The sequence below is a fragment of the Sinobaca sp. TMA16-18 genome (assembly GCF_059510535.1).
The window spans coordinates 1-25049 of the sequence record NZ_JCAKFM010000006.1; the positions used below are offsets into that span (position 1 = coordinate 1).

The following is a 25049-nucleotide window of genomic DNA, read 5'->3' on the forward strand; positions in this document are numbered from 1 at the left end:
TACTACTTGTTTTTCCCCTCCTTTTTGATCTCCAAATACTTTTTTAAGATGTCGTTTTCTATCTTCAAATGCTCGATTTGTCGGTTTTTTCGATCGTCTTCCGATTGGTCCGGCGGACCAAGCCCGTAGGTATACTGCTTACCGATCGGTTGGTCAAACCGATAAATATAGCCTTGTTTATACCATTTCATCCAAGTCTTAATTTGCGACTTATTCTTAATCCCGTACTTCTCCATAATTTCTGCCGTGGTTAGTTCACCTGCCAATTTTGCTTGAACGACGGCCCACTTCACTTCACTGGAATATCTATTTTTGCCCACACAAAAACACCTCCGATTGTACGTACTTTTTTACATCGTACCATGTCGAAGGTGTTTTATATTGTCTCAAATTATTAGGTTAGTCTATACCGGCTTCCGGTAAAAGGTGGTTCGTTTTATTTTCTGGCAGGTATCACACTTTCCAGATACTCCTGGACCGCGTCTTTCAAATCATCACGCTCAAGCGCAAAGTCAACGGTCGCTTTTACAAAACCGAACTTATCCCCTACGTCGTAGCGCTGGCCTGTAAATTCATAAGCCAGTACTTCCTGCGTTTTGTTTAATTCTTTAATGGCATCGGTCAGTTGAATTTCATTACCGGAGCCGGGTGCCAGATTTTTTAATATCTCAAAAATCTCCGGGTTCAGAATGTAGCGTCCCATAATAGCGTAGTTTGACGGCGCATCCTCAAGCTTCGGCTTTTCTTTTAAATCGGCTAATGGAAGAATGCCCGGCTTGTATTCTTTGCCTTTCGGCTCTACAATACCGTATTTGGATACGTCTTTGTCTTCTACTTCCTGGACACCTACTACAGAAGACTGGTATTCATTATACACTTCAATCATCTGCTTAAGGCAGGGCTCCTCTGATTTAACGATATCGTCTCCGAGAAGCACGGCGAACGGCTCATCTCCGATGAAGCTGCTCGCACATGCAATCGCATGGCCGAGGCCTTTAGGTTCTTTCTGACGGATGTAGTGAATGTTGGCCAGATTGGAAATGCCCTGGACCTCTTCAAGCTGCTCCCATTTCTGCTTTTTCGCCAATGTTTCTTCCAATTCGTAGGATTTGTCAAAGTGATCTTCGATTGCGCGCTTGCCGCGCCCGCTGACAATAATAATGTCTTCGATACCGGACTCAATCGCTTCTTCCACGATATATTGAATAGTCGGCTTATCTACGATAGGAAGCATTTCCTTCGGCTGCGCCTTTGTTGCTGGCAGAAATCTCGTGCCCAGACCGGCAGCCGGTATAATCGCTTTTCTTACTTTCATGAATAGGCCTCCTTTTTACTTTTTCTTTCTATTATGTAACCTCCAGGTGAATTCCTGGAGGCATTCTTCTGTATTATATCTTTTTCCGTACGGTAGTGACCACCTTTTTTTTGGAAATATTTCAATCTGCTGCCGGTACCTGCTTTTTCTTTCTTTTGCTGCCAACTTTGTACTTAATCATATACAGCGCCGGCACAACAAGCAGCGTCAGCAGTGTCGAAAAGACCAGGCCTGACACAATTGCAATACCAAGCGGCTGAAACAGCGGGTTGTTTCCAAACGCAATCGGAAGCAGGCCGACCGCTGTCGTTAAGCTTGTCAGCAGTATTGGCCGGAACCGCTCTTTTCCTGCCTGCTGCACTGCCTGATCAATCGGAAGCCCCTGCTTGAGGCGCTGCTCGATAAAATCAATCAGTACGAGCCCGTTTCTAATAACAATCCCTGCCAGGCTTACCGCCCCCATCATTGACATAAATCCAAGGCCCGTCTGTGTGAGAAACAGGCCGAGAATCGCGCCGGCTGTGGACAGGTACACCGCGCTTAACACGATAAGCGGCAGCAGAAGTGAATAAAATGGGATCGCAATAACAATAAAAATCAGGAAAACGACGAGAATAAAAATCTGCCCGATATCAATGAAGACGTCTGTACGTTCCGATGTTTCCCCGCCAATCGATACGTTTACTCCCGGGGCCGCTTCCCCTGCTTCCAAAATAGGGTCTTCCACTGCAGCTTCCACATCTTCTACATTTTCATTGCCCGGATAGGCACGAATCGTTACCGTCCGTTCCGTTCCAATATGAGGCACTGCGCTGAATGACGTTTCCTGCTCCCCGGAAATCAGCTCGGAAAGCGCAACAGCGTCTGCGCCATCGTCTGCGGGCGGGCCTTCTGCCTGCGGAGGAAATTCAATGCTCTCCAGGTCTTCTTCGCTGACTGTCCCTTCTGTATTGTAGGATATTCTCATATCCACCTGCTGGTTTCCCTGCTGAATGGTGCCAAGCGGCACTCCTTCTCCAAGCAGAAGGAGCTCCTGGCTGATGGCTTCTTTATCAATGCCGGCATCAGCGGCTGCCTCCTCATCGACCTCGTAGGACAAAGCAGAAAGATTGTTATTAGCGTCTGCCTCTGTTTCCTGCACGCCGTCTGCGTCTGCCAGAATCTGCTCTATCTGTTCGGCTGTCTGCAGAATATCATCCATGTTTTCCCCGGAGACTTCCACCGCAATCGGAGCCCCTATTGGAGGACCGGACTCTACGATAGATCCCCTCGTTGATACAATACCGTCGAATTCCCCGGACCAGTCGTTATTCCAGGTATTCATTACGTCCCGGGCGGCCGCTTCGCTTCCATCAATATACACCAGAAACTGCATATCATTTTCTCCGGGTTCCCCGCCGCCGTTGCCGGAATTAAATATTCTCGGCACTTCGGTTCCTGCATAGGAAGAGACAGAGCGGATTTCTTCCTGCTCCAGCAGCCACGTTTCAATCTCTTCGGCTTTTTCCTCCGTATCGGCAAGCGTCGTTCCTTCTTCCAGGGACGCTTCGATAAATACTTCTTCCCGATCCGTGTCCGGGAAAAATTCAATCGGTGTAAACGGAATCAGCGCATAGGCCGCAGTTCCGAGAAGAAGCCCTCCCGCTGAAAACAATATCGGGCGTTTGACGACTTTTTTTAGTATGTTCGCGCTGTATATGTCGGCCCCTTTATCAATCCATGAGCCGAGAAGACCCGGGGACGAAGACTTTTTCCGCTTCTTCGGACGCCGCAGGGCCCGCTCTTCCTGTGCGGCGCGAAACAAAGGCATAATCGTCAACGCTACAATAGTCGACGCAATAATTGCCGCAATCAGCACGACAGGAAGCGGACGGATAAAGGCTCCGGCCGATCCCGGCAGCAGCAGCAGCGGGAAAAATGTGAACACTACGGTCAGTGTTGATACGATAACGGACACCGCTACCTGCCTGACCCCAAGCGTGGCCGCCCGAAAAGGAGAATCCCCCAGCCGCAGGCGCCGGTCTATGTTTTCGTTTACGACGATCGCATCATCTACAAGAATACCAAGCGAGATAATAAAGGCAATCAGGGAAATCTGATCCAGTCCGACGTTGGCAAAAGGAAGCACAATCGCTGCAATCGTTAACGATACAGGAATAGAAATCCCCACCGCGGCGGCCGTACTGAAATTAAGGCCAATCGCACAGATAAGAAATACAGAGAGAAAAGCCAAAGCAAAAGAAAGCGCCAGATCCGCAAATAATTCGGACACCAGATCCGCCTGGGTGTAAAGCTCCTCCAATGCTGCTCCCTCCGGAAGTCCGGCTTCAAAATCATCCATTACAGGATCAAGCTCCTCCTGCGCTGCAGGGACGCTTGCATCTTCTGCCAGGAAATAAGTTAAAGACAACGCCTGCTGTCCATTATGAGAAACAGTCGATACAGCCGGCACAAGCGTATCCGCTGCGCTTCCCACATCGGAGAGCAGGAGATTGTTTCCTTCTTCGTCTGCACCGATAATAAGCTCCTGAAGCTCGTCTGCTGTAGAAGCACTCTGAAGCTCCACGCGTTGATTTCTGCCATCTATTTCCCATTCACCGGGCGGTACTGTCGACATTTCCCCGCTCACGGCTCCAATAACCTGTCCGGCAGAAAGGCTTTCGTCTGCCAGCGCTTCAGGATTAAGCGTAAAACGAACCTCGCGCTCCAGGTCTCCCTCCACTCCCACTTCGGTAATGGATGGGAGCTGCGTAAAGCTTCGTTCCCAGCTCTCGATATAGCGCTGCACTTCTGCGAGGTCAGCCTCTTCATCAAGCGTCACCTGGTAAATAGCCAGCCCCTGCCCTCCGGTGCTGTTGCTGAAGGACGGTGCTTCCGCATCTTCCGGGAAGCTGCGCGCTGTTTCGTTTATGTTTCTTTCAATTTCTGTCCATATTTCGCTGGTGTCACTGCGGCCTTCCTCCAGCTCCAGAGTGACGGAAGAAAAGCCCGGACTCGACACAGACGTTACTTCGGCAATGCCCTGTACGTCCGCCGTTGCTTCCTCCAGTGGATTAGTGAGGCTCGATTCCACAGCTTCCGCGGAAGCACCGGGATACACTGTGTTAATCTGCCCGACCGGTGGATCAATAGCGGGAATTTCTTTCTGCGGGAGCTGCAAAAACGCCAGCCCCCCGACAAGACAGAGCATAATGAAAAAAAGGATAGTAATCTTCCGCTTTTTGATGATTTGTTCAATCATGAAAAAACCTCCTAATTTTTATTAAATATGTAGTGCTTTTTACCCAAACTTCTGGTATATTAAAGACAACTTAAAAAGAAAGGAGAGTCGTTAACGCTTTATCGCTTGATGTTCGTACTGCCGGACGCCTCCCCCTTATTGCGCCCGCAGTTTCTATGCACCACCCCTTCAAGTATTACCCCAGCAGGACGCCACCTGTATTTTATCCCCTTTAGTATTAAAGCTTTGAACCCACCCGCTGCCTTATCCGTTCATCTAAGTACGCAGAACACCCTATACTTTCATAAAGGAGCTATGTATGTTTAATCAAGTCACGATGGTTGGACGTTTCACGAAGGACCCGGAATTATTGTATACAAAAGAAGGAGTTGCCGTCTGCCGTTTCACCCTGGCCGTTCAGCGCCATTTTAAAAACCAGCAGGGAGAATATGGAGCTGACTTTGTTCCCGTTACCGTCTGGAGAAAGCAGGCAGAAAACACAGCATCCTACTGCCATAAAGGTGACACTGTCGGTGTAACAGGACGGATACATACCCGTTCCTATGACAATAAAGACCAGCAGCGCGTACACGTCGTGGAAGTAAATGCCGAACAGGTCCGGTTTTTAAAACTACAGCCTCAAAAAGAAACGTCTGTCCTGCATAACTTTGCGGCAGATGAAGATGAACCAATGGAAGATCCGGTTTTTTCTTAACCATCAGCTAAACAGATATTCTTCTGCTGTCTTCTATGTGAGTGCCTATCTAAATCTGGACAGCAATCCCTCTATATATCTTCGACATTCCCCCTCTACTATCATCCCAATACACTCACATATTATTAGTGCACTGCGGATCCTCTATCCGCGGTGCCTTTTAAATGACACATGTGTCACCTTTTTCCAAAAAAGAAAACAGCCGCTTTGACTGCTTAAATATGACGCTTGTGTCATTTATAACATAAAAAGGAAGCCGCGGAAACTATTTTATCCCGGGCTCATTCCTTTTGTAAGTACTGCATATATCGTATCTACCCATACGTCCCGGGTCAGCCTGGCATTTGGGGCTCTCACAAGAGACATAATAATAGCATTCAGTGCCGTTCCGGAGAGTTCCCGGTCGATATGTCCGCTCGCTTTTCCCTCTTCAATCAGCAGTTGCACATGGCGGTTCAGCGTACCGAAAAAGCTGAACAGCCGTTCTACATTTCTTTCCACTAAAGGAGAAGCATGATGGTCCATTACGGGTAAAATCTGCAGGGATTGGTGAATATCCGCATAATCAATCCATACGGCGAGAAAGGCTTTGAGCTTTTCTTCGAAAGGTTCTATAACAGCTGCTTTTTCCATGCGCTGCATAATCTGGTCAATAACATACATCATGTACTCGGTGACCAGCTCTTCTTTTTTTGAATAATAATTATAAATAGTACTTCGTGCCACACCGAGCCGTTTGGAGAGCGCCTGAAAATGAAAGGAATGATAACCCTCTTCAAGCAGCAGCTTTTCTGTTTCTTCGAAAAGCCGTTCTTTTTCAAGGGTACGATGTCTTGCCATGGATGAAGTCTCCTTTTTGTCTAGTTCTTCTATTGTACTACACCCATACAATCCACGTAATTGTTACCGTGATCAACATAACAAAAAAGCTGACGGGAATACCGAGCCTCATAAAATCGGTAAACCGGTATCCGGCCTGGTGGTATACAAACAGGTTCGTCTGATAGCCGATCGGCGTTATAAAACTGGCCGATGCGGCAATTGCCACAATGACTGCCAACGGCAGAATGTCAATGCCGAGAAGCCCTGCGGCTTCTATCGAAATCGGCAGCATAATGATAGCGGCGGCGTTATTGGTGATCATTTCAGTAAACAGATTGGTAATAATATAAATCACGATAAAGATGCCGATGATCCCAAACGGCTGAATCCAGTTAATCAGCTGCCCCGCTCCGAATGCGGCGGCTCCTGTCTGCAGCATCGCTTCCCCCACTCCAAATGCAGCAGAAATCACCAGCAGAATCGGAATGGGAATATAATCCACAGCTTCTTTAACCGTCATGACGCGCAGCAGCAGCAGAATGCCTGTTACAGCGAGAGCGGCATAGAAAATAGGCACGAGCTGCAGGGCGGAAAGCATCACCATTCCAGTCATCAGGATGACCGGGAGGATCGCTTTCCAGGAAGGCAGTGTAAAAAAAGGGTTCTCTTTTTTCAGAAGCACGGTAAATTCATTATGATGAAGGGTTTTTTCTTCAAACTGAGGCCCCGCCAGCAGCAGCAGAGTGTCTCCCGGTTTTACGGAAATATCATTCAGGCTGCTTTCCTGTACATCCTGGTGGCGGTGGACGCCGGCCACTTGCGCATCAAACCGTTCCGCAAACGAAATCGATCCGATCGACTGAAAAAGCAGCGACGAATAGTGGGTCACGACTACTTCAAGCAGGCGGTTTTCCCCGTCCCTTAGTTTGTCGATGCCGTACTGTTCGGAAGAATAATGGCGGATGCCTTCTTTTCGTTCCATTGCAGCCAGAGCATCCAGGGTGCCTCTGATCCAGAGGCGGTCCCCTTCCTGCAGGATAAACTGCTCATCCCAATGCAGCTGGCGTTTGTTTTTCCGGTAAATATCTTTTATTTCGATGGATTTTTCCGTCCATAACCCGGACGAACGGATCGTTTTCAAGTGATACGTTTCCGTATTCTCTACGATAAACTCCATCATAAAACGCTTGCGGTCATCTTTAAGAAAATCAGAAGGCGGCACCCTGTTCGGAAGAAGCACGGGTCCCAGCAGCACAATAAAAATGATTAAAGCAATCGTAATAGGAATACCGATAATACTGAGCTGAAAAAAAGAAAACCCGTCATACCCTCTTTCTACGAGCATGCCGTGCACGACTAAATTTGTAGATGTTCCAATGAGTGTCATCGTACCACCTGTAATTGTCGCATAGGACAGCGGCAGCAGAAACTTCGAAGGAGATACGTCATGGCGCTCACACCACTGCCTTACAAGTGGGGAAAAAGTTGCCACAATGGGCGTATTATTTAAAAAACCGGACAAAATAGAAGACGGAATCAATATACGGAGAAGAGACTGCCGCTGCGTTTCCCCTTTGCTTAAAATCCGGTTAATAAAGGATTCGACCAGACCGCTTCGCTGCACCGAGCCTGCCACGATACAAAGCAGTCCTACGGTCAGCATGCCCTGGTTCGTAAAACCGGTTAACGCGTCAGGCAAAGAAAGAATGCCGCTTAGGACAAGCACACTGAGTGCAAGCAGCAAAATCACTTCAGGAGGAGCTAATTCTTTTATGAGAGCCCCCATCATAACGATGATGATCAGGGCAAGCGCGATTATTTCCCAGGTCATGCCGTTAAGCTCCTTTTTTGTTAATAACCAAGTAATTTTATATGTATTGTGCATTTAACAATGTATCCATCATTATACCTTTCCGTCCCTAAATGTAAAGAACCCTTTAACCGGGTGGAAAAGAAAAATCACCTAATAAACAAGAAGATGGTTTTTATCCGTTAAAGGGTATATAGATAGCATAAAATAGTAATGTTCCATGTTACAATAAGATCAATGAAGGGGGTGGAAAAATGGCTTTCGTTATTCTCGACCCGTGTATTGGTGAAAAAGCCGGCGACTGCGTCGATGTCTGCCCGGTAGACTGTATTGAAGAAGGTCCGGACCAGTACTTTATTGACCCGGATGTCTGCATCGACTGCGGAGCCTGTATTGTTGTCTGTCCAGTAGATGCCATTGTGGAGGAAGATGAGCTGACTCCCGCTACAGAGTCTTTTCTTGAAAAAGCAAAAGAATTCTACGGAACGACGTAAAACAAATGTGAGAATATGATAAAAAAAGGATTAATTTCTTGAAAAGTGGGAATACTATTATTACCCACCCCATACCTCGATTATAGATCAGATACATTATCTGCATCCGTAATTGTGCTACAGCAGAAAATCCTCCGGCCCTGCCGGGGGATTTTTTGTGTTTATCGATCAGCCAGGTTTTCAATTCCTGTACAAAAGGTATATACATACTATACAAATACGGGAAGGGATGGATAACCATGCTAGCAGTCATTTCAGGAGGAACCTCAGGAATAGGCAGTGCCACCGCCGTTCTATTTGCGGAAAAAGGATACGAGGTACATGTACTCGGCCGGAATGCAGAAAAAGGCAGTGCTTTTGAAAAGGAGCACAGCGATCTCTCCATTACTTACCACCAGGCTGATGCCGGCAGCGAAAAAGACGTCGAAGCGTTTTTTCAAGAGCTGGCCGATGCCGATAAAACAGTGGACGTACTGTTTAACAACGCCGGCACGGTCGAATTTGCGCTGGGCCCTCTGCAGCGTGTAAAAGAAGAAGACTGGAATGCATTGTTTGATGCTAACCTGAAAAGTGTTTACCTTATGATCAAGCATGCCACCCCGCTTTTTGACAAAAAAGCCGGCGCTTCTATTATTAACAACGCAGCGATCGTAGGAAATGGAAAATACCCTTCGGCTCTGCCTGCTTATGCAAGCGCCAAGGCTGGGGTGGTGGCTATGACAAAATCACTTGCTGTGAGGCATGCCAAACAAAAAATGCGCTTTAATGCCATTTCGCCGGGACCGGTCAACACAAGTCTGGCCCACCGCCTGTATGGAGGAGAAAGCAACTTTGACGAAGCCTCGAAAAAACACCCCCGCGGGGAAGCGGCCGATCCAAAAGAAATTGCTGAAGTCGTCTACTTCCTTTCCTCCGATAAAGCATCCTATATTAATGGACACAATCTGGTCGTCGACGGCGGATACTCGCTCGCGTAAATCTTACGTAAACGTCCTAAAAAAAAGGCAGAACCCCGTGTAATCGGGTTCTGCCTTTTTTGTTGTTATTCTGATGCTAAGTCTTCAATAGAGTCTGCTTCTACATATTCCGGAACAACAAGGCCAATTCTGGCGCCTTCCAGGTTAGCTCCGAGATCGGTAAATTGATCTTCGTAATCACTAAAATACTGTTCGTGTGTAGCCGGGAGCCACGCTGCTACCATAGCATCCTGCTCTCCCTGTGCCACAGCCTGGAACATAATGTTTGCTTCCATCGGTGTCGTCTCTACTTCATAACCTTGATCCATTAATACCTGCGCGATTACATTGGTCGAGGCAATTTCGGAATCCCAGGCTACGAAAGCAAGGTTTAACGGCTCGCCGTCTACTTCTTCAACGCCTTCTGTCCATGTGCCTACCTGGTCTTCGTTTTCATCCACCCAGGCTCTGGCTGCTTCTTCCGGATCGGCTCCTTCATAAATCTCGAGCATTACTTCTTCCATCTGTGCGCCTTCCCACTCGAAGTTATCAAGAACTTCATAGGCTTCCGGTGCATCTTCTTCCAATCCTTCACGTGCGATGGTATGAATATCCTCTGCTTCCCCAAAGGAACCTTCCGGATCCTCTAAGTATTTCAAGTCATGTACAGAGAACATCCAGTGTGGATTCCAGCCTGTAATAACAATTGGCTCTTCATTGGAAATCGCATCGTCGAGCGCACTTGTCATTGCTGCGTCTGAGCTTGACTGCAGATTCCAGTCATCAAGGCCGTAATCTTCTATTGCCTGATCGGCTGCGGCCATTACGCCCGCTCCGGCATCAATACCGGTAATTGTATAATCCATTTCTTCGCCAACGTTGCCGCCTGCGCTCTCTTCATCGCTTTCTTCAGCGTTTTCTTCGCTCGTTTCTTCTCCGCCTTCTGATTCAGCGTCCTGCTCTTCTGCATCGTCAGAGCCGCCGCCTCCGCACGCAGCTAAGGCTATCGTAAAGGATAGACCTGCTGTTAAGCCAACATACTTAAAGTTCTTTTTCATACCTTCATCCGCTCCCTTTTTGTTTTAATATATGTTTACTCCAACAAACGGAGGTAAACTACTGTTTTGCTTTCGCTCCAAAGCTTTGCGTCAATCGGTCAAGAATGATTGCAAGCACTACAATCGCAATACCGGCTTCAAAACCGCCGCCTGCATCGTTACGTCCTACGGCAAAATAGACAGCCGTTCCAAGACCCTGGGCCCCAATCATGGAAGCAATAACAACCATCGACAGTGCAAGCATAATCGTCTGGTTAATACCGGCCATGATCGTTGCTTTAGCCATTGGAAGCTGGACTTTAAACAGCTTTTGGGAGCCGGTGGAACCAAACGCATCCGCCGCCTCAATGACTTCTGTAGAAACCTGACGGATACCGAGATTCGTAAAGCGGATCGTCGGTGGCATGGCGAAAATAACAGAGGCCACAACCCCCGGTACCATACCAATTCCAAAGAATGCTACCGCTGGAATAAGGTAAACAAATGCGGGCATTGTCTGCATAAAGTCAAGAACAGGTTTTACTATATTTTCCACTAATCCCTTTTTTGCCATCCAAATGCCGATAGGCACCCCAATGACAATCGAGATAATAGACGCGGTCAGAACAATCGAAAGCGTTAATATCATATCGTTCCAGAAGCCGAGGTTATCTATTAAGAACAGTCCCAGCAGCACAAAAAGCGTTAACCCTATTTTCCTTCCTGCCAGGAAATAAGTAAGCAGGACAATAATAATCATAAGCAGCCAGGCCGGCGGAAAGCTGAATATACCTTCAATCGAACTGATAATCCAGCCGATGCCGTTTGTCAGAGAATCAAAGAAAAACTCTGCATTTGTCAGCCATTCAACAAATGCATCAATCCATGCTGCCAACGGCAGTTTCGGAAGAAGCTCCATGCTCGATTACCTCCCCGCCTGATAGTGCCGCCATAACCGAACCCCGGAACACTATACCTTTTAATTTATTATCCTCTACGACCGCAAGAGGAATGTTTGTATACGTAAGCAGATTCATCATTTCTTTAAGTACGGTTCCTTTTTCAACAGTTGGCACATTCCTTTCAATAACTTCCTCTACGCTGTCTTTTCCTTCTTGCACCAGGCGGGAAACGTCAGCTGAGTGTACAACACCGAGCAGGTCTTTCTGACGGTTTGTAACAAAAATACTGGAAATGTTGCCTTCTTTCATACGCTGCAGCGCAACGCGTGGTCCTTCTTTTTCTATGTTTATTGCTTCAGCCCGGGACATCACGTGCTCTACTGTGAACACTTTCGAGCGGTCCACGTCTTCTACGAATTTTTCTACATAGTCATCTTTTGGGTGCATCAGAATCTGCTCCGGTGTTCCCGTCTGGATCACCGCTCCATCTTTCATGATCATAATACGATCACCGATGCGGAGAGCCTCGTCCAGGTCATGTGTAATAAAGATAATCGTTTTTTGCATTTTCCCCTGCAGATCAAGAAGCTCGTCCTGCATATCTTTTCGAATAAGAGGGTCAAGCGCCGAAAACGCTTCGTCCATCAGCAGCACATCCGGGTCGTTGGCCAGTGCACGTGCCAGTCCTACCCGCTGCTGCATCCCGCCGGACAACTCGTCCGGATGCATGTTCTCATATCCCTGCAGGCCTACAAGTTCTAACGATTTCCATGCTTTTTCTTTTCGTTCGGCCGGATCCATACCTTGAATTTCAAGACCATATTCCACATTGCTTTGAATCGTCCGGAATGGAAAAAGACCGAATTTTTGGAAAACCATGCTCATTTTTTTGCGTCGTGCATCACGCAGCGTTTTTTCATCCATCTTTGCCAGGTCTTCTCCATCAATCCAGACACTGCCGGCTGTTGGTTCAATTAATCGGTTGAATAGCCGTACTAGGGTGGATTTCCCGCTTCCGGAAAGTCCCATAATAACAAAAATCTCTCCTTCTTCTACTTCAAAAGAGGCTTTGTTTACCCCTACGGTATTTCCCGTAGCTTTTAAAATGTCATCTTTAGACACGTTCTGGTTTAGAAGTTCCAGTGCCTTTTTCGGCTTTTTCCCGAAGATCTTCGTGATTTCTTCTACTTTAATCTTCACTGCCATCGTCTTTCCCTCTTTCCATACAAGCCTGCGCCCTTTTTCATGCTTCTCTATTACTATACAATTATGGGAAAAATGGCGCAAATCGGATAATCGCGTATATAAGCGCGTATTCTTTATAAAATATATACTGTACGCTCTTTACAGCTGTCTTTTCACATAGATAATCGCTGTATCCTGCTTTTGCCTGCCTATATCTCATTATCCCGCTTACTGCTTATCTGCTATTCTGAACGTAATGTGCAGTTTAATCAGGGAGTGTGCGTATGGATAAAAAAGGGGAGCTGCCGGCAGTAACGCAGCTGGAGCAGATCAGACACCAGTTCATCTCGGTCATTGCCCAGAACATGGGATTATATAATGTATCGGAAACCAATGGCCGCCTCTATGGGACCGTTCTTTTTGCCGAGCGGCCGATGACGCTTGATGAAATGAGCGACGCCCTCAGTATGAGCAAAATGAGTATGAGCACGGGTATTCGGTCACTGATGGAAGCTTCTATGGTAGAAAGAGTATGGGAAAAAGGAGTCCGCAAGGATTTATACCAGACGGAACAGGACTGGTACAAATCATTCACTTCTGTGTTTGTCACACGTTGGAGGGAAGCGACGGATAATAACCACCGGGCAGCGCTTCAGGCGCTGAAGGAACTGCGTACGCTGCTGCTTTCCTGCGAGCTGGATGAGCACGTCGAGATGATACATATGGATATAGATAAGCTCGAAGGAGCTGTAGAATACTACGAATGGCTCGATGAAGTGATTCTCATCTTTGAAAGCGGTAAAATATTTGACTGGGTGCCGCGCCGTCCTTCTTGAACCATTGTAAAATAACGCAAAAAAACCGCAGCCTCCGTTAAGGGAGCTGCGGTTTCAGTTTGTTAAAAAAGAGGTTGATCGTCTATTTTCTCATTTCGCTGTTAATAAGGGTAAGGATCATAACAAAAGTAAGTGGGACAGTCCCGGTTTTTCTTATTTCAGCCGGGGAGCAAAGTGAAAGCTCGTAGATGCCTGATACGTTTCCCCTTTTTTCAATTCGCAGGTTTTCCCCTGGCTGGAAAAGCCGACAGGAAGGCGCTGTGTTTCAATACAAAGACCGGCAAACGGAAACGAGGCGCCGGTTTTGAGCTTCAGATCATCACCCATCTGGGCAGCGGAGAAAATAACCGCCCCGGGCTCTGTTGTCTGCACCGTCATTTTGATTCCGGTATCGCCTGTAAACACGATATCCTCTTTTTTATTTCCCCAGATAAAGAAATGGTCCAGTCCGCTGCCGGCTAAAAGAAGCTGCGGGTGATCATTTTTTTTCACGGCGTTGATCGCTTCTCCCTGCTGCATCGGAAAGATGTCCGCTGCCGGAAGTACCTCGCCTGTCGGGATCATTTCCCCGTCCAGCTCGAGCATCCCTTCAGCCGGGCCTTTGAGCGTCTGATTCAGCACAGAGCTCTGCACGTCTCCGCTCAAATTAAAATAGCTGTGGTTCGTTAAGCTGACAAGCGTCGCTTGATCGCTGGACGCTTTATAGTCAATGGTGAGCATGTCCTGTTCCAATGTGTACGTGACCGTTACATCCAGCCGGCCCGGGTATCCTTCTTCGCCGTCCTCGGATGTATAGGAAAATACAACAGCCGGCCTCTTCTCATCATCCTGAATTTCCACGTCCCAGCATACGTGGGCAAATCCTGTGTCTCCGCCGTGCAGGTGATGATCCCCATGGTTCTTCGTAAGCGGGTACTTCTGCCCTTCTATTTCTGCCTCGGCGTTGGGTATTCTCCCCGCTACGCGTCCGACTACAGCTCCGAGCGCATTGCCGTCGGTGACATAATCAGCCGGATCTTCATAAGCAAGAACCAGGTTCTCTTCTTCCCCTTTTTCATTTTTTAAATAAATGCCGTTGATCCGGCACCCCAGGTTTAATGCCGTAACGCGGAGTCCGCTGTCATTTGTGAGTTCTATTTCTGTTAACGTTTTTCCTGAATATGTGCCAAGTTCTTTTTGTTTTATCATAATAATGTCTGCCTCCCGTTTTGGTCGTCCTGCCTCTTATTCCCATTTTATTCCGGATTCATGCTTTTTTTCTAAAAATCTACTCCGGCTCATGCTATACTTTTTCCAGGAGGAGATACCTATGGCGTCTATAGAGGACTTCAATGCGCTCGATATACGTGCCGGCACGATCACTGCGTCAGAGGATTTTCCCGAAGCAGTAAAACCTGCTTATCAATTATGGATCGATTTCGGTGAAGAACTGGGCCGGAAACAATCCAGTGCCCAGCTGACAGACCTTTATACAAAAAAAGAGCTTATCGGAAAACAGGTGCTGGCGGTCGTTAATTTCCCTGTCCGCCGGATCGCCGGGTTCCGTTCTGAAGTACTCGTATTAGGATTATATTCAGAAGACGGCGTCGTACTGATACAGCCCGATAAACCAATCAATAACGGAAGCAAATTAGGATAGAAAGGTTGCGTTTGTTTGAAACTAAGTGTATTAGACCAGTCACCCATCCCCTCCGGCTCTGACGCTCATGAAGCTCTCTGCAACACGAAAGAACTGGCCCGTCATGCAGAAGCACTCGGCTATACCCGCTTCTGGGTCGCAGAACACCATAGTACAAGCGGGCTTGCCAGCACCTCGCCGGAAATATTAATTTCCCACCTGGCTTCCTGTACGAGCCGTATCCGGGTCGGCTCGGGCGGCGTTCTGCTTCCGCAGTACAGTCCATATAAAGTTGCCGAAAACTTTAAAATGCTGGAAGCCTTATTTCCCGGCCGCATCGACCTTGGGGTCGGCCGGTCACCGGGAGGCGGACAGACGATCCGTCTGGCTTTGACCGACGGCGTGAAGAAAAATTTAATTGAATTCCCGCGCCTTTTGGCGGATCTGCAGGGATTTATCGACAGCAGCCTGCCAAGCGGGCACCCTTACGCATCGATTAAAGCTTCTCCCATGACCACGTTTCTTCCGGAAACCTGGGTGCTAGGTCTTTCCACCCGTGGAGCCAAACACGCAGCAAAGAACAGCGCCGGCTTTACATACGGCCATTTTATTAATCCAACCCAGGGCCGGGAGGCGGCGGAAGCTTATATGGAAAGCTTTGTTCCAAGCGAACGGCTTCCTTCCCCAGCGGTTAATTTCTGCATTTTTGTCGTATGTGCTCCTACGCAGGATGAAGCTGACAAGCTCGCATTGAGCCAGGACAGATGGCTTCTAAACGTAGAAAAAGGGACGAGCACGAAGCTCCCTTCCCCGGACGAACTGTTCCAGCAGCGTTTATCCGAAGAGGATAAAAAACGGATCAGGGAAAACCGGGCCCGGACGATTGTAGGCACTCCGTCATTCGTCAAAGTAAAGCTTGAAAAACTGGCCGAACAATATCAGGCGGACGAGGCCCTTATTATTACCAACATTTACGACCACGAAGCCCGGCTGCGTTCGTATACGCTTCTGGCCGAGGCATTCGGCTTATCCGAATAACCAAAAAACCCGGAACGCTTATATGCGCTTCCGGGTTTTCAGCTTACATAATGTTCCATTTGACTAGCCTGCAGCTTCTGGTAAAAACCTTTTTGTTTCATCAGCTCTTCGTGTGACCCTTTTTCGGCGATGGACCCGTCCTGAAGAACAATAATCTGGTCTGCCTGCTGGATCGTATTCAGCCGGTGGGCAATCACGAAACTTGTTCTGCCTTTCAACAGACGCTCCAGTGCTTCCTGGATTTTTACTTCTGTAATAGTATCCACATTGCTCGTTGCCTCATCAAGCACGAGAATTTTTGGATCAGCCAGCAGCGCCCGTGCAATCGAAATCAGCTGTTTCTGCCCCTGGCTGATTCCAGCTCCGTCCTGCTGCAGAATCGTGTCGTACTGATTCGGAAGCCGCTGAATAAAGCTGTGGGCATTCGCTTCTCTTGCGGCTTTTTCCACCTCTTCATCGGTGGCATCAAGACGACCGTAGCGGATATTGTCCCGAAGCGATCCCTGAAACAAGAAAGCTTCCTGAAGTACAAACCCCATCTGCTGCCTGAGGTGAATCCGGGAGGCTTTGTTAATATCGACTCCATCCAGCGTAATCTGCCCCTGCCCCGGTTCATAAAAACGGGAAAGCAGCTGGATAAGGGTCGTTTTCCCTGCTCCGGTCGGCCCGACAAACGCTACCGTTTCCCCCGGCCGCGCCTGCAGGCTGATATCTTTGATCGTCTGGCCGCTTTCTTTGTTATAGGCAAAGCTGACATGAGAAAAGGCTACTTCTCCCCGGATCGTCTTCCACGGCGATTCTCCTGCCGGTTCTTCCTCTTTTTCTTCATCCATAATATCAAACACCCGTTCTGCGCCGGCAAGCGCAGACAAAATCGTATTAAACTGGTTGGCCAGGTCACTCAGCGGACGCGTAAATTGGCGCGCATATTCGACGAACACGACGATAACCCCTATCGTAATAACACCCTGTACAGCCAGGAAACCGCCGGCACCGGCTATAAGCGCAAAACTGACATTGTTCAGCGTGTTCATCAGCTTCGGAATGAATCCGGAAATCGTCTGTGCCCAAAAGCCGGCCTGCTTTAACTCCGTACTTTTATGATGAAATTCCTCCAGCACTCTCGGTTCCTGGGAAAAAGACTTGATCATACGCTGGCCGGACATTGTTTCCTGAATATATCCATTAAGGTCACCGAGCCGGCGCTGCTGCGCTTTAAATAAAATCCGTGTGCGTTTTGTAATCCACTTCAGTCCGAGTGCCATTAATGGAACAATGGTAAGCGTAATAACCGTCAACAGCGGACTAAGCCAGATCATAACGACGAGCGTGCCGATCAACGTCAACAGGCTCGTAAACACTTGTATAATGGAACTGTTCAGCGTCGTGCTGATATTATCCATGTCATTGGTCACACGGCTCATTAAATCCCCGTGCTGCCTATTATCAAAAAATGGAATCGGCAGATCATGCAGATGGTGAAACAGATCCTGTCTCATTTGAAACACGGCCTCCTGCGCCACGCTTATCATCATAAACTGCTGAATCAGCACCGTGACGGAATGCAGAATGTAAACAACAGCAAGCGTCAGTAGAAACACGCCCACGACTGAGGCATCCTGCGAAACTATGAACCGGTCAATACCGATTCCGACAAGAAGCGGCCCGAGCAGGGCCAGAGCGGAGCTTAAGGCAATCATTATAATAATAACGACCAGCTTCCACTTTTTATACGTTAAGTAGGACCATAATCTTTTGAGTGTCTGCCGCCAGTTCTGCACTTTGGGGCGGTCGGCCCGCGGGGCATATTCCTCGTACATGGCTCCGAGCTTTTTCCTGGAGTAGGTAAACGGGTCCTTTACCTGCTTAAACATAAGACACCGACCCCTTTCCAAGCTGCGACTCTGTGATTTTACGGTACAGTTCGGATTCCTGTAACAGTTCTTTGTGCGTCCCCTGCGCGGAGATGGTGCCATCCTCCAGCAGAAACACCCTGTCTGCATTCATGGCTGTACTGATTTTCTGCGTAATAAGCAGCGTCGTACAGGCATATTCCTGAAGCGCTCCGACGAGCTTTTTTTCCGTACCCGCATCAAGTGCGCTTGTGCTGTCGTCCAGCAGGAGGATCGCCGGCTCCCGGACAAATGCCCGCGCAATTGAAACCCGCTGTTTCTGACCTCCTGATAAATTGACGCCTTTCTGCCCGACCCGCGTTTGATATCCATCCGGCAGATCTGCGATCATCTCGTGAATCTGGGCCCGCTTTGCCGCTGTTTCGATTTCTTCATCGGTGGCATTTTCTTTGCCCCACTCGATGTTTTCCCTCATCGTGCCGGTAAATAAAAACGGCTCCTGCGGGACGTAGCCGACGTGCTGGCGCAGATCGGCCGTGTCTATCTCACGGATGTCTTTGCCGTCCAGGCGTATCGTGCCGGAATCAGCTTCATACAGCTTCGGAATCAGCTGAAACAAAGACGTTTTGCCGGAACCGGTGGCGCCGAGAATCGCTATCCTCTCACCGGCTTTTATGTCAAAATTCACATCTTCAAGAACGGGAACCGCTGTCTCCGGATAATGAAACCAGACATTTTCAAAAGTAAGCCTTCCGCTGACGGCAGCAGGAGCTGACGTTCGTTTCGTATCCGCAAAAGGCTTCGTTTCGGTATCGAGTACTTCCCCAATCCGCACCGAAGAGGCTCTTGCTCTGGATACCATCATAATGATCCAGCCGAAAATGGAAAGAGCGCCCGTCATTCTTGTCGCGTAGTTAACTAAAGCGACAATTTCTCCGGTAGTCGCTCCGCCGGCCTGAACCTGCATATTTCCAAACCAGAGGACACCGATAATGGTGGCATTCATAATCAGCAGAATGACCGGCATCGTCAATTCAGCCATCCGCAGCGCCGATACGGTTTGAAAACGCAGGTCTTCAGCGGATTTGGTGAAATGGCCTTTTTCGACATTCTGTCTTAAAAAGACACGGATCAGGCGGATACGGGACAGGTTATCCTGCATCACCCGGTTTACGGTATCAAGCTTCGCCTGGACCGAACGGAACATCTTGTCCGCCCGCTTCATTACCCAGAAAAGAAATCCCAGAATGATCGGAACCGTAATTAAAAAAAGCAGTCCCAGCTGCCAGTTTACGACCAGCGCCATGACGACACTTCCCGCTACAAGAAGCGGGGCACGAAGAAAAAAGCGCAGGCTCATAAAGATCGTCTGCTGGATGGAAGTAACGTCATTGGTCATTCTCGTTAAAAGCGTTGATGTCTGAAAAGCTGCAAAGTGGGAGAAAGAAAAGGCCTGGACTTTATGGTACACGCGGCTTCGAATATCAAGGCCCGCGCTCTGGCTGATATGAGCGGCGTAAAAAGAACTGATAATCCCGCCCGCAAAAGCGACCATGGACATCCCGACGAGAAGCGCCCCGAGTTGAAAGACGACTCCCAGATCTTCCTGCATGACGCCTTCGTCAATAATCCTGGCTATAATAAACGGCTGCAGCAGCTCCACGGACAATTCCACAAGCATGACAAATAAAGCAATGGCCACGCCTATTTTATAAGGCTTTAAAAACGTCAGGATCCTGCGCACTTTTCTTCCTCCCTTCTGTTGTTTATTCTCTTCGAGTGTCTAAGTATTTTACCATACCCGTTCGCATCCCTCAAAAGCAGAGACCTGCGGTTTATTTCTTCGTAAAAAAGGCAGAACCCGCGATACGGATTCTGCCTGGTTCATGCTTATTTCATCATGTCTTCGCGTACCTTTTTTTCTACTTCACCCTCGGGACCGTAACATTGTTCTGCTTCGTTCCATGACATTTTTATTTCATTGACGACCTTTTTCGTATCGATTGTATTGTCTGTATGCTTTTCAAAAAACTTAATATGCTCCTGCGCCGGAAGCTCTTCGTTTACATACATTTGTTTAATAATGCTGTTGTACACGCAGGTGGACAGCACTTCAATCATATCTTCAATTGATTTTTGGTCATCGTCTTCCGAAAAATACACTTCCAGGCTGGCATCTTCATCTATGGTGTAATCTTCTCCAATGCGGACCTCAACAGGGACATAATTTACCCGAACCTGCCCGTCCATTTCTTTTTTTGCTTTTGGTTTAACAAACGGAAAACTGCATGCAATAACACCTTCTGCGTTTTTGTTCTTATCTAGTCCAAACATGGAATCCCTCCTAGTTGTGGTAACACAATTTACTTCTGGTTGTTGAGGACGAGCTTGCCGCGGACATGACCGTCCTGACTGGACTGATGAGCCTGTTTTACTCCCTCAGCGGTCAGCGGCAGCACTTCTGTTACGACCGGAACAATCATATCAAGCTGAAGCAGTGCGGCAATTTCCTGCAGCTGTTTTCCGCTGGCTTGAATAGAATGATACGCGGTGCGGATGTTTCTGTTCCGGGCGGCTTCCGTATCCGGATTTCCTATCACAGAAACAATCATCCCGCCTTCTTTTAAAGCAGGAAGGGCCTTTTCTGCTGTCGGACCGCCTACAAGATCAAATATTAAATCCACCTCATTGAGCAGGTCAGCCGGGTTATCCTTTTTGTAATCAATGGGACGGTCTGCCCCTATTGATTTTAAAAATCCCTGGTTTTCCCCGCCGGCCGTCGCGGCTACATACGCGCCTTTATGCTTGGCAATCTGCACGGCAAAGCTTCCTACGCCCCCGGCTCCACCGAGAATTAATACGTTATCGCCATCCTGTACATCCGCCACATCATTCAGCACCTGCCATGCGGTAAGGCAGGCAAGCGGTACAGAAGCGGCTTCCGAGAAACTCAGCCGCTCCGGAATTTTAGCCAGCTTTTCTTCTTCTATGCACGTATAATCTGCGTACGCTCCATTTTCATTCATTTCTGTCTTCGCAAACACGGCATCGCCTTTTTTGAAAGCAGATACGCCGCTTCCTGTCTCCACAATCACTCCGGCTGCGTCCCATCCTAAAATGACTGGAAATCGAAGAGGAAGCCTGTCTTTTAAATATCCTTCTCTTACTTTCCAATCAATTGGATTGACAGAAGCCGCTTTTACTTCAATTAATACCTGATCGGCTTTAGGCACCGGTCTATCCATCTCTACTTCTTTAAATTCATTTTCACTTCCATACTGCTCAATTACGATGGCTTTCATGTCCTGCACCCTCCTTCTAGTCTTCTGCTATCACTACTTTTCCAATCATTCTTCCTGATTCTACTTTTTGGTGGCCTTCTCTGATTTGTTCAGCGTCTATAGGAGAAAGGGTTTCCGACAGGGTCGAGCGAAGCACTCCTTTATCCATCATTTCACCAGCTTCGTTTAAAATACGGTGCTGCTCCCGTACATCATCTGTCATATAAGAGGAGCGCGTAAACATAAACTCCCAGACAAAAGCTGCGCTTTTATGCTGAAGCAGTGTAAGGTCAAGCTTTTCTTCTGTTTCCACAATCGAGCAGATCACTCCCTGCGGACTCACAATTTCTGCCATGCTTTCCCAATGACCGGCTGTATCGTTCAGGCAGAAAATATAAGGTACGTCCGGAAAACCTGCCTGCTGGAGCTGTGGAAGCAGCTCTTCTTTATGATTAATGATGTGATCTGCGCCTAATTCTCTGCACCAGTCTGCGGATGGCTGCCGGGAAGCAGTAGCGATCACTTCCAGTCCGGCAAGCTTGGCCAGCTGGATGGCTACAGAACCTACACCGCCGGCCCCTCCAAGAATCAGTACCGGCTGGCGCTTATCTGTTTCACTTGAGATGCCCATCCGTTCAAACAGGCCTTCCCAGGCCGTAAGCGTTGTAAGAGGCATCGCCGCACTCTCTGCAAAGCTTAGGCTTTTCGGCTTTCTGCCGACAATTCGTTCATCCACCAGATGAAATTCGCTGTTAGTGCCGGGCCTGCTCACATCTCCAGCGTAATATACTTCATCGCCCGGTTTAAAAAGCTGGCAGCGTTCGCCTACTTCTTCCACTATACCAGCCGCATCAAAACCAAGTACCTGTGCCTCTCTGGTTTTTTCTTCATTTGACATTCTGACTTTGGTGTCCACCGGATTAACAGATACTGCTTTTATTCGTACGAGGATATCATGATCCTCGGCTTTCGGTTTATCTTTTGTTATATTTTGTAAGCTATCATCGTTATTGATAGGAAGAGATTCAAAAAATCCAACTGCATTCATGATGTACATCCTTTCTCTTGTGCGCATTTCCAATTTGTTTCATTCGTTCATCTTAAATAATTTACCTTTTTTCCTGGACGTTGAAACCTTAATGACTATTCTTTACAGTATGAATTTTTATACTGCCTTTATTTAGACATAAATAAAAGCACGGCCGGAAGCCGTGCTTTTTTATCTTTATTTTAATACAGGTGCTTATAATGCGGCCTGCGCCGTTTTTTGGAAGGATGCCTGCGTCTTTAGATCTTTCATCGCCTGCAGACCCGCCATATTTAAATAGTTCCAGGGCTTGTTAAAATGGGGCTGGAAAAAGAAGTCATTCATTGCAAGCTGCTCTACTGTCATCTGCTGCTGAACAGCCACGCTCAGCGTATTAATGGACTGGGTAAAGTCTGCTTCGGAAATAACCTGGGCGCCAAGCAGCCGGTGCGTTTCCATGTCATACACGATTTTCAGCTTAATCACTGCGTTATCGGGCATAAACGCCGGCCGGTAATCATCTTCCACTACTGCCGCTCCGGTATGGAAGCCAGCCTGTCTGGCTGCCATCTCTGTCATTCCGGTGGATGCCATTTGGTGCTCATAGATCTTTAAACCGGAAGTTCCCTGAGTACCGGGATGTGCCAGCACAGGACCTTCCAGGTTGTGCGCGACAAGCGTTCCCATACGGACGGCATTTGTAGCAAGCGGAATGTACGCATTGCCCCCGGTTGGGTTATACGGAACAGTGCAGCAGTCTCCTGCCGCAAACACATCCGGCTGGCTTGTCTGCATATACTTATCTACAATAATTGCCCCATTGTCGAGCATGTCCACTTCCCCGCGGAATAAATCCGTGTTGGGACGAAAGCCGATGCACATAACAACCATATCCGTCTCGTATTCTCCGTTCGTCGTTACTACTTTCCGGACCGTTCCTTCTTCTCCTTTGAATTCGCGGACCGTTTCCCCGAGCACCATATTTACGCCGCGTGCGTCCAAAGACTCCTGTACCGGGGCAGTAAATTCCGGATCAAGGTATTTATTTAAAATTCTCGTTTCCCCGTCAATCAGAGTAACCTTTTTGCCGGCTTCTTCAAATGCTTCCACGAGCTCAATACCAATATATCCGGCCCCAACGATTGTAATATGCTCTGCATACTCTGCTTGTTTAATAATATGCCGGGCATGATTGAAGTTTTTGCAGAGCATAATGTTATCCAGCTCCCGGCCCGGAATCGACGGGGTGATCGGCCATGATCCTGTCGTAATTACAAGCTTATCAAACTGATATTCTGTTGTTTCGTTTGTCTGCAGGTTTTTGGCCAGCAGCGTTTTATTTATGGTATCCGTGTCGAGCACTTCATGCTCAAGATGCATATGAACACCGAGGTCTTCCATTCCTTTAGGAGAGGCATAAAATAATCCGTCCGGGTCATTCACCACTCCACCAACGTATAAAGCGATGCCGCAGGATAGAAAGGATATATTATCATTTTTCTCGAATACATGAATGTCGGCTTCCGGATACATTTCGATCATATTGGTAATGGCTGCCGTACCCGCATGGGTGCAGCCAATAACTGCTATTTTCATTGTAGTTCCTCCTGTTGTGAATGTTTTCACATGCGATTGTGAATTTATTCACATTTATTTGTAACCTTAGTATAGTACGCCTTTATTTGTTCTGCAAGCATTTGTGAATGTTTTCACATAAAGTTCACACATAGAAAAAACCGCAGCATAATCAATGCCGCGGTCCCCTTTTACTGTACTTCTATAACAAGCTTTCCGATCATTTTTCCAGACTCTATTTTCTTATGCGCTTCTTTCACTGTATCAGCCTTCAGCGGAGACAGCGTTTCTGTCAACGTGGTCTGCAGGGCTTCTTTATCGAGAAGTTCGCTGACTTCTGTAAGGAGCCGGTGCTGGGCAATCATATCGTCTGTCTGATGCATCGGCCTGGTGAACATATACTCCCAGGCAAACGTTACGCTTTTATGCTGAAGCTGGGAAAGGTCGAGCGCTTCCTTCGTTCCAACGATAGAGCATATTTTCCCCTGCGGCGCGATCGAGTCCACCATGTTCTTCCAATGATAGGCGGTATCATTCAGGCAGAAAATATAAGGCACACTTTCCAAATCGAGGGCTTCCAGCTGGGGCAGAAGCGGCTCCCGATGATTGATGACCTCATCCGCGCCCATTTTTCTGCACCACTCTACTGATTCCGGCCTGGAAGCAGTCGCAATAACCTGCATTCCGGCCCATTTGGCCAGCTGGATCGCAATGGATCCGACTCCGCCTGCTCCGCCGATAATTAAGATGGACTTATACTGGTCTTTCTCCGAATCAATGCCAAGCCGGGTGAACATGCCTTCCCAGGCAGTGATTGCAGTAAGCGGAACGGCCGCACTTTCGGCAAAACTGAGCTGCCTTGGCTTTTTGCCGACGATACGCTCATCCACTATATGTTTTTCTCCATAGGCTCCGGACCGTGACTTATCTCCGGCGTAGAACACTTCATCGCCCGGCTTAAAAATCTGGCAGTGCTCTCCGACAGCTTCTACGACACCTGATGCATCCCATCCAATAATCTGCGGCTCCTCTTCTTTAACGTCCGGTCCTTTCGACATTCGTGTTTTTGCGTCTACAGGATTTATGGAAACTGCTTTTATACGTACAACCAGATCATGGGTCCCCGGTACCGGGTCCGGCACCTCCACATTTAGAAAACTGTCTTTTTCTTCTATAGGAAGATATTGATAAAAACCTACTGCTTTCATAGCTGTCCCTCCATCTAAGTAAATTTGCTGGAACAATTCTTTTCTTATGTTTTAGAGTACCTTACTTAAGAACATTCCGAAACCGTTTTCCTTAAAGCGACGGGACATCTTTATTTTTTTCCTTTATACTGAAAAAAGATATTCGTGCAGGAAGGCG

At 47.9% G+C, this 25049-nt stretch carries 22 protein-coding genes; 6 read left to right on the forward strand and 16 right to left on the reverse strand.

Going from position 1 to position 25049, the window contains the following annotated elements; translation table 11 throughout:
• Positions 1 to 2: 2 nt before the first annotated feature.
• From AC5W14_RS11670 to AC5W14_RS11680, 3 genes are all read right to left on the reverse strand, one after another.
• Entirely contained in the window at positions 3 to 320 is a 318-nt protein-coding gene (locus AC5W14_RS11670; protein ID WP_496194486.1) for a transposase, read from the reverse strand.
• Positions 321 to 436: 116 nt separating this feature from the next.
• Positions 437 to 1315, reverse strand: coding sequence for a UTP--glucose-1-phosphate uridylyltransferase GalU (galU, locus tag AC5W14_RS11675; RefSeq protein WP_496194487.1), 879 nt, complete (start codon positions 1313 to 1315; stop codon positions 437 to 439).
• 121 nt (positions 1316 to 1436) lie between these two features.
• Positions 1437 to 4556 carry an efflux RND transporter permease subunit gene (locus AC5W14_RS11680; protein WP_496194488.1) on the reverse strand — a complete coding sequence of 1040 codons (3120 nt, stop codon included), beginning with the start codon at positions 4554 to 4556 and terminating at the stop codon, positions 1437 to 1439.
• A gap of 298 nt (positions 4557 to 4854) precedes the next feature.
• On the opposite strand from AC5W14_RS11680, the gene AC5W14_RS11685 reads away from it, so the two are divergent.
• Entirely contained in the window at positions 4855 to 5250 is a 396-nt protein-coding gene (locus tag AC5W14_RS11685) for a single-stranded DNA-binding protein (protein WP_496057530.1), read from the forward strand.
• A gap of 270 nt (positions 5251 to 5520) precedes the next feature.
• Here AC5W14_RS11685 and AC5W14_RS11690 read toward each other — a convergent pair whose 3' ends face one another.
• Positions 5521 to 6090, reverse strand: coding sequence for a TetR/AcrR family transcriptional regulator (locus AC5W14_RS11690; RefSeq protein WP_496194489.1), 570 nt, complete (start codon positions 6088 to 6090; stop codon positions 5521 to 5523).
• A 37-nt stretch (positions 6091 to 6127) separates the two neighbouring features.
• Positions 6128 to 7903 (reverse strand): SLC13 family permease, encoded by a 1776-nt coding sequence (locus tag AC5W14_RS11695; RefSeq protein ID WP_496194490.1) that lies wholly within the window; start codon positions 7901 to 7903, stop codon positions 6128 to 6130.
• Between the two features lie 233 nt (positions 7904 to 8136).
• Here AC5W14_RS11695 and fdxA point away from each other — a divergent pair, with 233 nt between their 5' ends.
• Positions 8137 to 8376: a 4Fe-4S ferredoxin gene (gene fdxA, locus AC5W14_RS11700; RefSeq protein ID WP_496057533.1), complete on the forward strand. Its 240-nt coding sequence runs from the start codon at positions 8137 to 8139 to the stop codon at positions 8374 to 8376.
• 239 nt (positions 8377 to 8615) lie between these two features.
• Positions 8616 to 9353, forward strand: a complete 738-nt coding sequence (locus AC5W14_RS11705) for an SDR family NAD(P)-dependent oxidoreductase (RefSeq protein WP_496194491.1) — start codon at positions 8616 to 8618, stop codon at positions 9351 to 9353.
• Between the two features lie 65 nt (positions 9354 to 9418).
• On the opposite strand, the gene AC5W14_RS11710 is transcribed toward AC5W14_RS11705, so the two are convergent.
• Genes AC5W14_RS11710 through AC5W14_RS11720 form a run of 3 tightly spaced genes read right to left on the reverse strand, consistent with a single transcriptional unit; the run spans position 9419 to position 12477 of the window.
• Positions 9419 to 10390, reverse strand: a complete 972-nt coding sequence (locus tag AC5W14_RS11710) for a glycine betaine ABC transporter substrate-binding protein (protein ID WP_496057535.1) — start codon at positions 10388 to 10390, stop codon at positions 9419 to 9421.
• A 58-nt stretch (positions 10391 to 10448) separates the two neighbouring features.
• Positions 10449 to 11288, reverse strand: a complete 840-nt coding sequence (locus tag AC5W14_RS11715; RefSeq protein ID WP_496057536.1) for an ABC transporter permease — start codon at positions 11286 to 11288, stop codon at positions 10449 to 10451.
• Positions 11248 to 12477 carry a quaternary amine ABC transporter ATP-binding protein gene (locus AC5W14_RS11720; RefSeq protein WP_496057537.1) on the reverse strand — a complete coding sequence of 410 codons (1230 nt, stop codon included), beginning with the start codon at positions 12475 to 12477 and terminating at the stop codon, positions 11248 to 11250. Before AC5W14_RS11720 ends, AC5W14_RS11715 begins: the two co-directional genes overlap by 41 nt.
• Before the next feature lie 263 nt (positions 12478 to 12740).
• Between AC5W14_RS11720 and AC5W14_RS11725 the strand changes: the two genes are divergently transcribed.
• Positions 12741 to 13292, forward strand: a complete 552-nt coding sequence (locus AC5W14_RS11725; RefSeq protein WP_496057538.1) for a GbsR/MarR family transcriptional regulator — start codon at positions 12741 to 12743, stop codon at positions 13290 to 13292.
• A 153-nt stretch (positions 13293 to 13445) separates the two neighbouring features.
• Here AC5W14_RS11725 and AC5W14_RS11730 read toward each other — a convergent pair whose 3' ends face one another.
• The gene (locus AC5W14_RS11730; RefSeq protein ID WP_496194492.1) at positions 13446 to 14480 is read right to left on the reverse strand and encodes an aldose epimerase family protein; all 1035 of its coding nucleotides are present in this window, start codon (positions 14478 to 14480) and stop codon (positions 13446 to 13448) included.
• A gap of 121 nt (positions 14481 to 14601) precedes the next feature.
• On the opposite strand from AC5W14_RS11730, the gene AC5W14_RS11735 reads away from it, so the two are divergent.
• Together AC5W14_RS11735 and AC5W14_RS11740 are read left to right on the forward strand one after the other, a co-directional pair.
• Positions 14602 to 14931: a tRNA-binding protein gene (locus AC5W14_RS11735; protein ID WP_496057540.1), complete on the forward strand. Its 330-nt coding sequence runs from the start codon at positions 14602 to 14604 to the stop codon at positions 14929 to 14931.
• Between the two features lie 15 nt (positions 14932 to 14946).
• A complete protein-coding gene (locus AC5W14_RS11740; protein WP_496194493.1) occupies positions 14947 to 15948 on the forward strand; it encodes an LLM class flavin-dependent oxidoreductase in 1002 nt (333 codons plus the stop codon).
• Between the two features lie 38 nt (positions 15949 to 15986).
• Here AC5W14_RS11740 and AC5W14_RS11745 read toward each other — a convergent pair whose 3' ends face one another.
• The 7 genes from AC5W14_RS11745 to AC5W14_RS11775 all read right to left on the reverse strand — a co-directional run bounded on the left by AC5W14_RS11745 (position 15987) and on the right by AC5W14_RS11775 (position 24892).
• Positions 15987 to 17822 (reverse strand): ABC transporter ATP-binding protein, encoded by a 1836-nt coding sequence (locus AC5W14_RS11745; RefSeq protein WP_496194494.1) that lies wholly within the window; start codon positions 17820 to 17822, stop codon positions 15987 to 15989.
• Positions 17815 to 19545: an ABC transporter ATP-binding protein gene (locus AC5W14_RS11750; RefSeq protein ID WP_496194495.1), complete on the reverse strand. Its 1731-nt coding sequence runs from the start codon at positions 19543 to 19545 to the stop codon at positions 17815 to 17817. The genes AC5W14_RS11745 and AC5W14_RS11750 overlap by 8 nt, the downstream gene beginning before the upstream one ends.
• A gap of 146 nt (positions 19546 to 19691) precedes the next feature.
• Positions 19692 to 20135, reverse strand: a complete 444-nt coding sequence (locus AC5W14_RS11755) for a hypothetical protein (RefSeq protein ID WP_496194496.1) — start codon at positions 20133 to 20135, stop codon at positions 19692 to 19694.
• Between the two features lie 29 nt (positions 20136 to 20164).
• A complete protein-coding gene (locus AC5W14_RS11760; RefSeq protein ID WP_496057545.1) occupies positions 20165 to 21103 on the reverse strand; it encodes an NADP-dependent oxidoreductase in 939 nt (312 codons plus the stop codon).
• 16 nt (positions 21104 to 21119) lie between these two features.
• On the reverse strand, positions 21120 to 22130 hold the full coding sequence (locus AC5W14_RS11765) for a zinc-binding alcohol dehydrogenase family protein (RefSeq protein WP_496194497.1): 1011 nt from the start codon (positions 22128 to 22130) through the stop codon (positions 21120 to 21122).
• A gap of 195 nt (positions 22131 to 22325) precedes the next feature.
• A complete protein-coding gene (locus AC5W14_RS11770; RefSeq protein WP_496194498.1) occupies positions 22326 to 23705 on the reverse strand; it encodes an FAD-dependent oxidoreductase in 1380 nt (459 codons plus the stop codon).
• A 170-nt stretch (positions 23706 to 23875) separates the two neighbouring features.
• The gene (locus tag AC5W14_RS11775; RefSeq protein WP_496194499.1) at positions 23876 to 24892 is read right to left on the reverse strand and encodes a zinc-binding alcohol dehydrogenase family protein; all 1017 of its coding nucleotides are present in this window, start codon (positions 24890 to 24892) and stop codon (positions 23876 to 23878) included.
• Positions 24893 to 25049: the final 157 nt, after the last annotated feature.

What these genes read in the sequence shown, in the direction of transcription:
- galU (WP_496194487.1), bottom strand. Translation starts at nt 1,315, where the DNA reads ATGAAAGTAAGAAAAGCGATTATACCGGCTGCCGGTCTGGGCACGAGA.
- AC5W14_RS11680 (WP_496194488.1), bottom strand. Translation starts at nt 4,556, where the DNA reads ATGATTGAACAAATCATCAAAAAGCGGAAGATTACTATCCTTTTTTTC.
- AC5W14_RS11685 (WP_496057530.1), top strand. Translation starts at nt 4,855, where the DNA reads ATGTTTAATCAAGTCACGATGGTTGGACGTTTCACGAAGGACCCGGAA.
- AC5W14_RS11690 (WP_496194489.1), bottom strand. Translation starts at nt 6,090, where the DNA reads ATGGCAAGACATCGTACCCTTGAAAAAGAACGGCTTTTCGAAGAAACA.
- AC5W14_RS11695 (WP_496194490.1), bottom strand. Translation starts at nt 7,903, where the DNA reads ATGACCTGGGAAATAATCGCGCTTGCCCTGATCATCATCGTTATGATG.
- fdxA (WP_496057533.1), top strand. Translation starts at nt 8,137, where the DNA reads ATGGCTTTCGTTATTCTCGACCCGTGTATTGGTGAAAAAGCCGGCGAC.
- AC5W14_RS11705 (WP_496194491.1), top strand. Translation starts at nt 8,616, where the DNA reads ATGCTAGCAGTCATTTCAGGAGGAACCTCAGGAATAGGCAGTGCCACC.
- AC5W14_RS11710 (WP_496057535.1), bottom strand. Translation starts at nt 10,390, where the DNA reads ATGAAAAAGAACTTTAAGTATGTTGGCTTAACAGCAGGTCTATCCTTT.
- AC5W14_RS11715 (WP_496057536.1), bottom strand. Translation starts at nt 11,288, where the DNA reads ATGGAGCTTCTTCCGAAACTGCCGTTGGCAGCATGGATTGATGCATTT.
- AC5W14_RS11720 (WP_496057537.1), bottom strand. Translation starts at nt 12,477, where the DNA reads ATGGCAGTGAAGATTAAAGTAGAAGAAATCACGAAGATCTTCGGGAAA.
- AC5W14_RS11725 (WP_496057538.1), top strand. Translation starts at nt 12,741, where the DNA reads ATGGATAAAAAAGGGGAGCTGCCGGCAGTAACGCAGCTGGAGCAGATC.
- AC5W14_RS11730 (WP_496194492.1), bottom strand. Translation starts at nt 14,480, where the DNA reads ATGATAAAACAAAAAGAACTTGGCACATATTCAGGAAAAACGTTAACA.
- AC5W14_RS11735 (WP_496057540.1), top strand. Translation starts at nt 14,602, where the DNA reads ATGGCGTCTATAGAGGACTTCAATGCGCTCGATATACGTGCCGGCACG.
- AC5W14_RS11745 (WP_496194494.1), bottom strand. Translation starts at nt 17,822, where the DNA reads ATGTTTAAGCAGGTAAAGGACCCGTTTACCTACTCCAGGAAAAAGCTC.
- AC5W14_RS11755 (WP_496194496.1), bottom strand. Translation starts at nt 20,135, where the DNA reads ATGTTTGGACTAGATAAGAACAAAAACGCAGAAGGTGTTATTGCATGC.
- AC5W14_RS11760 (WP_496057545.1), bottom strand. Translation starts at nt 21,103, where the DNA reads ATGAAAGCCATCGTAATTGAGCAGTATGGAAGTGAAAATGAATTTAAA.
- AC5W14_RS11765 (WP_496194497.1), bottom strand. Translation starts at nt 22,130, where the DNA reads ATGAATGCAGTTGGATTTTTTGAATCTCTTCCTATCAATAACGATGAT.
- AC5W14_RS11770 (WP_496194498.1), bottom strand. Translation starts at nt 23,705, where the DNA reads ATGAAAATAGCAGTTATTGGCTGCACCCATGCGGGTACGGCAGCCATT.
- AC5W14_RS11775 (WP_496194499.1), bottom strand. Translation starts at nt 24,892, where the DNA reads ATGAAAGCAGTAGGTTTTTATCAATATCTTCCTATAGAAGAAAAAGAC.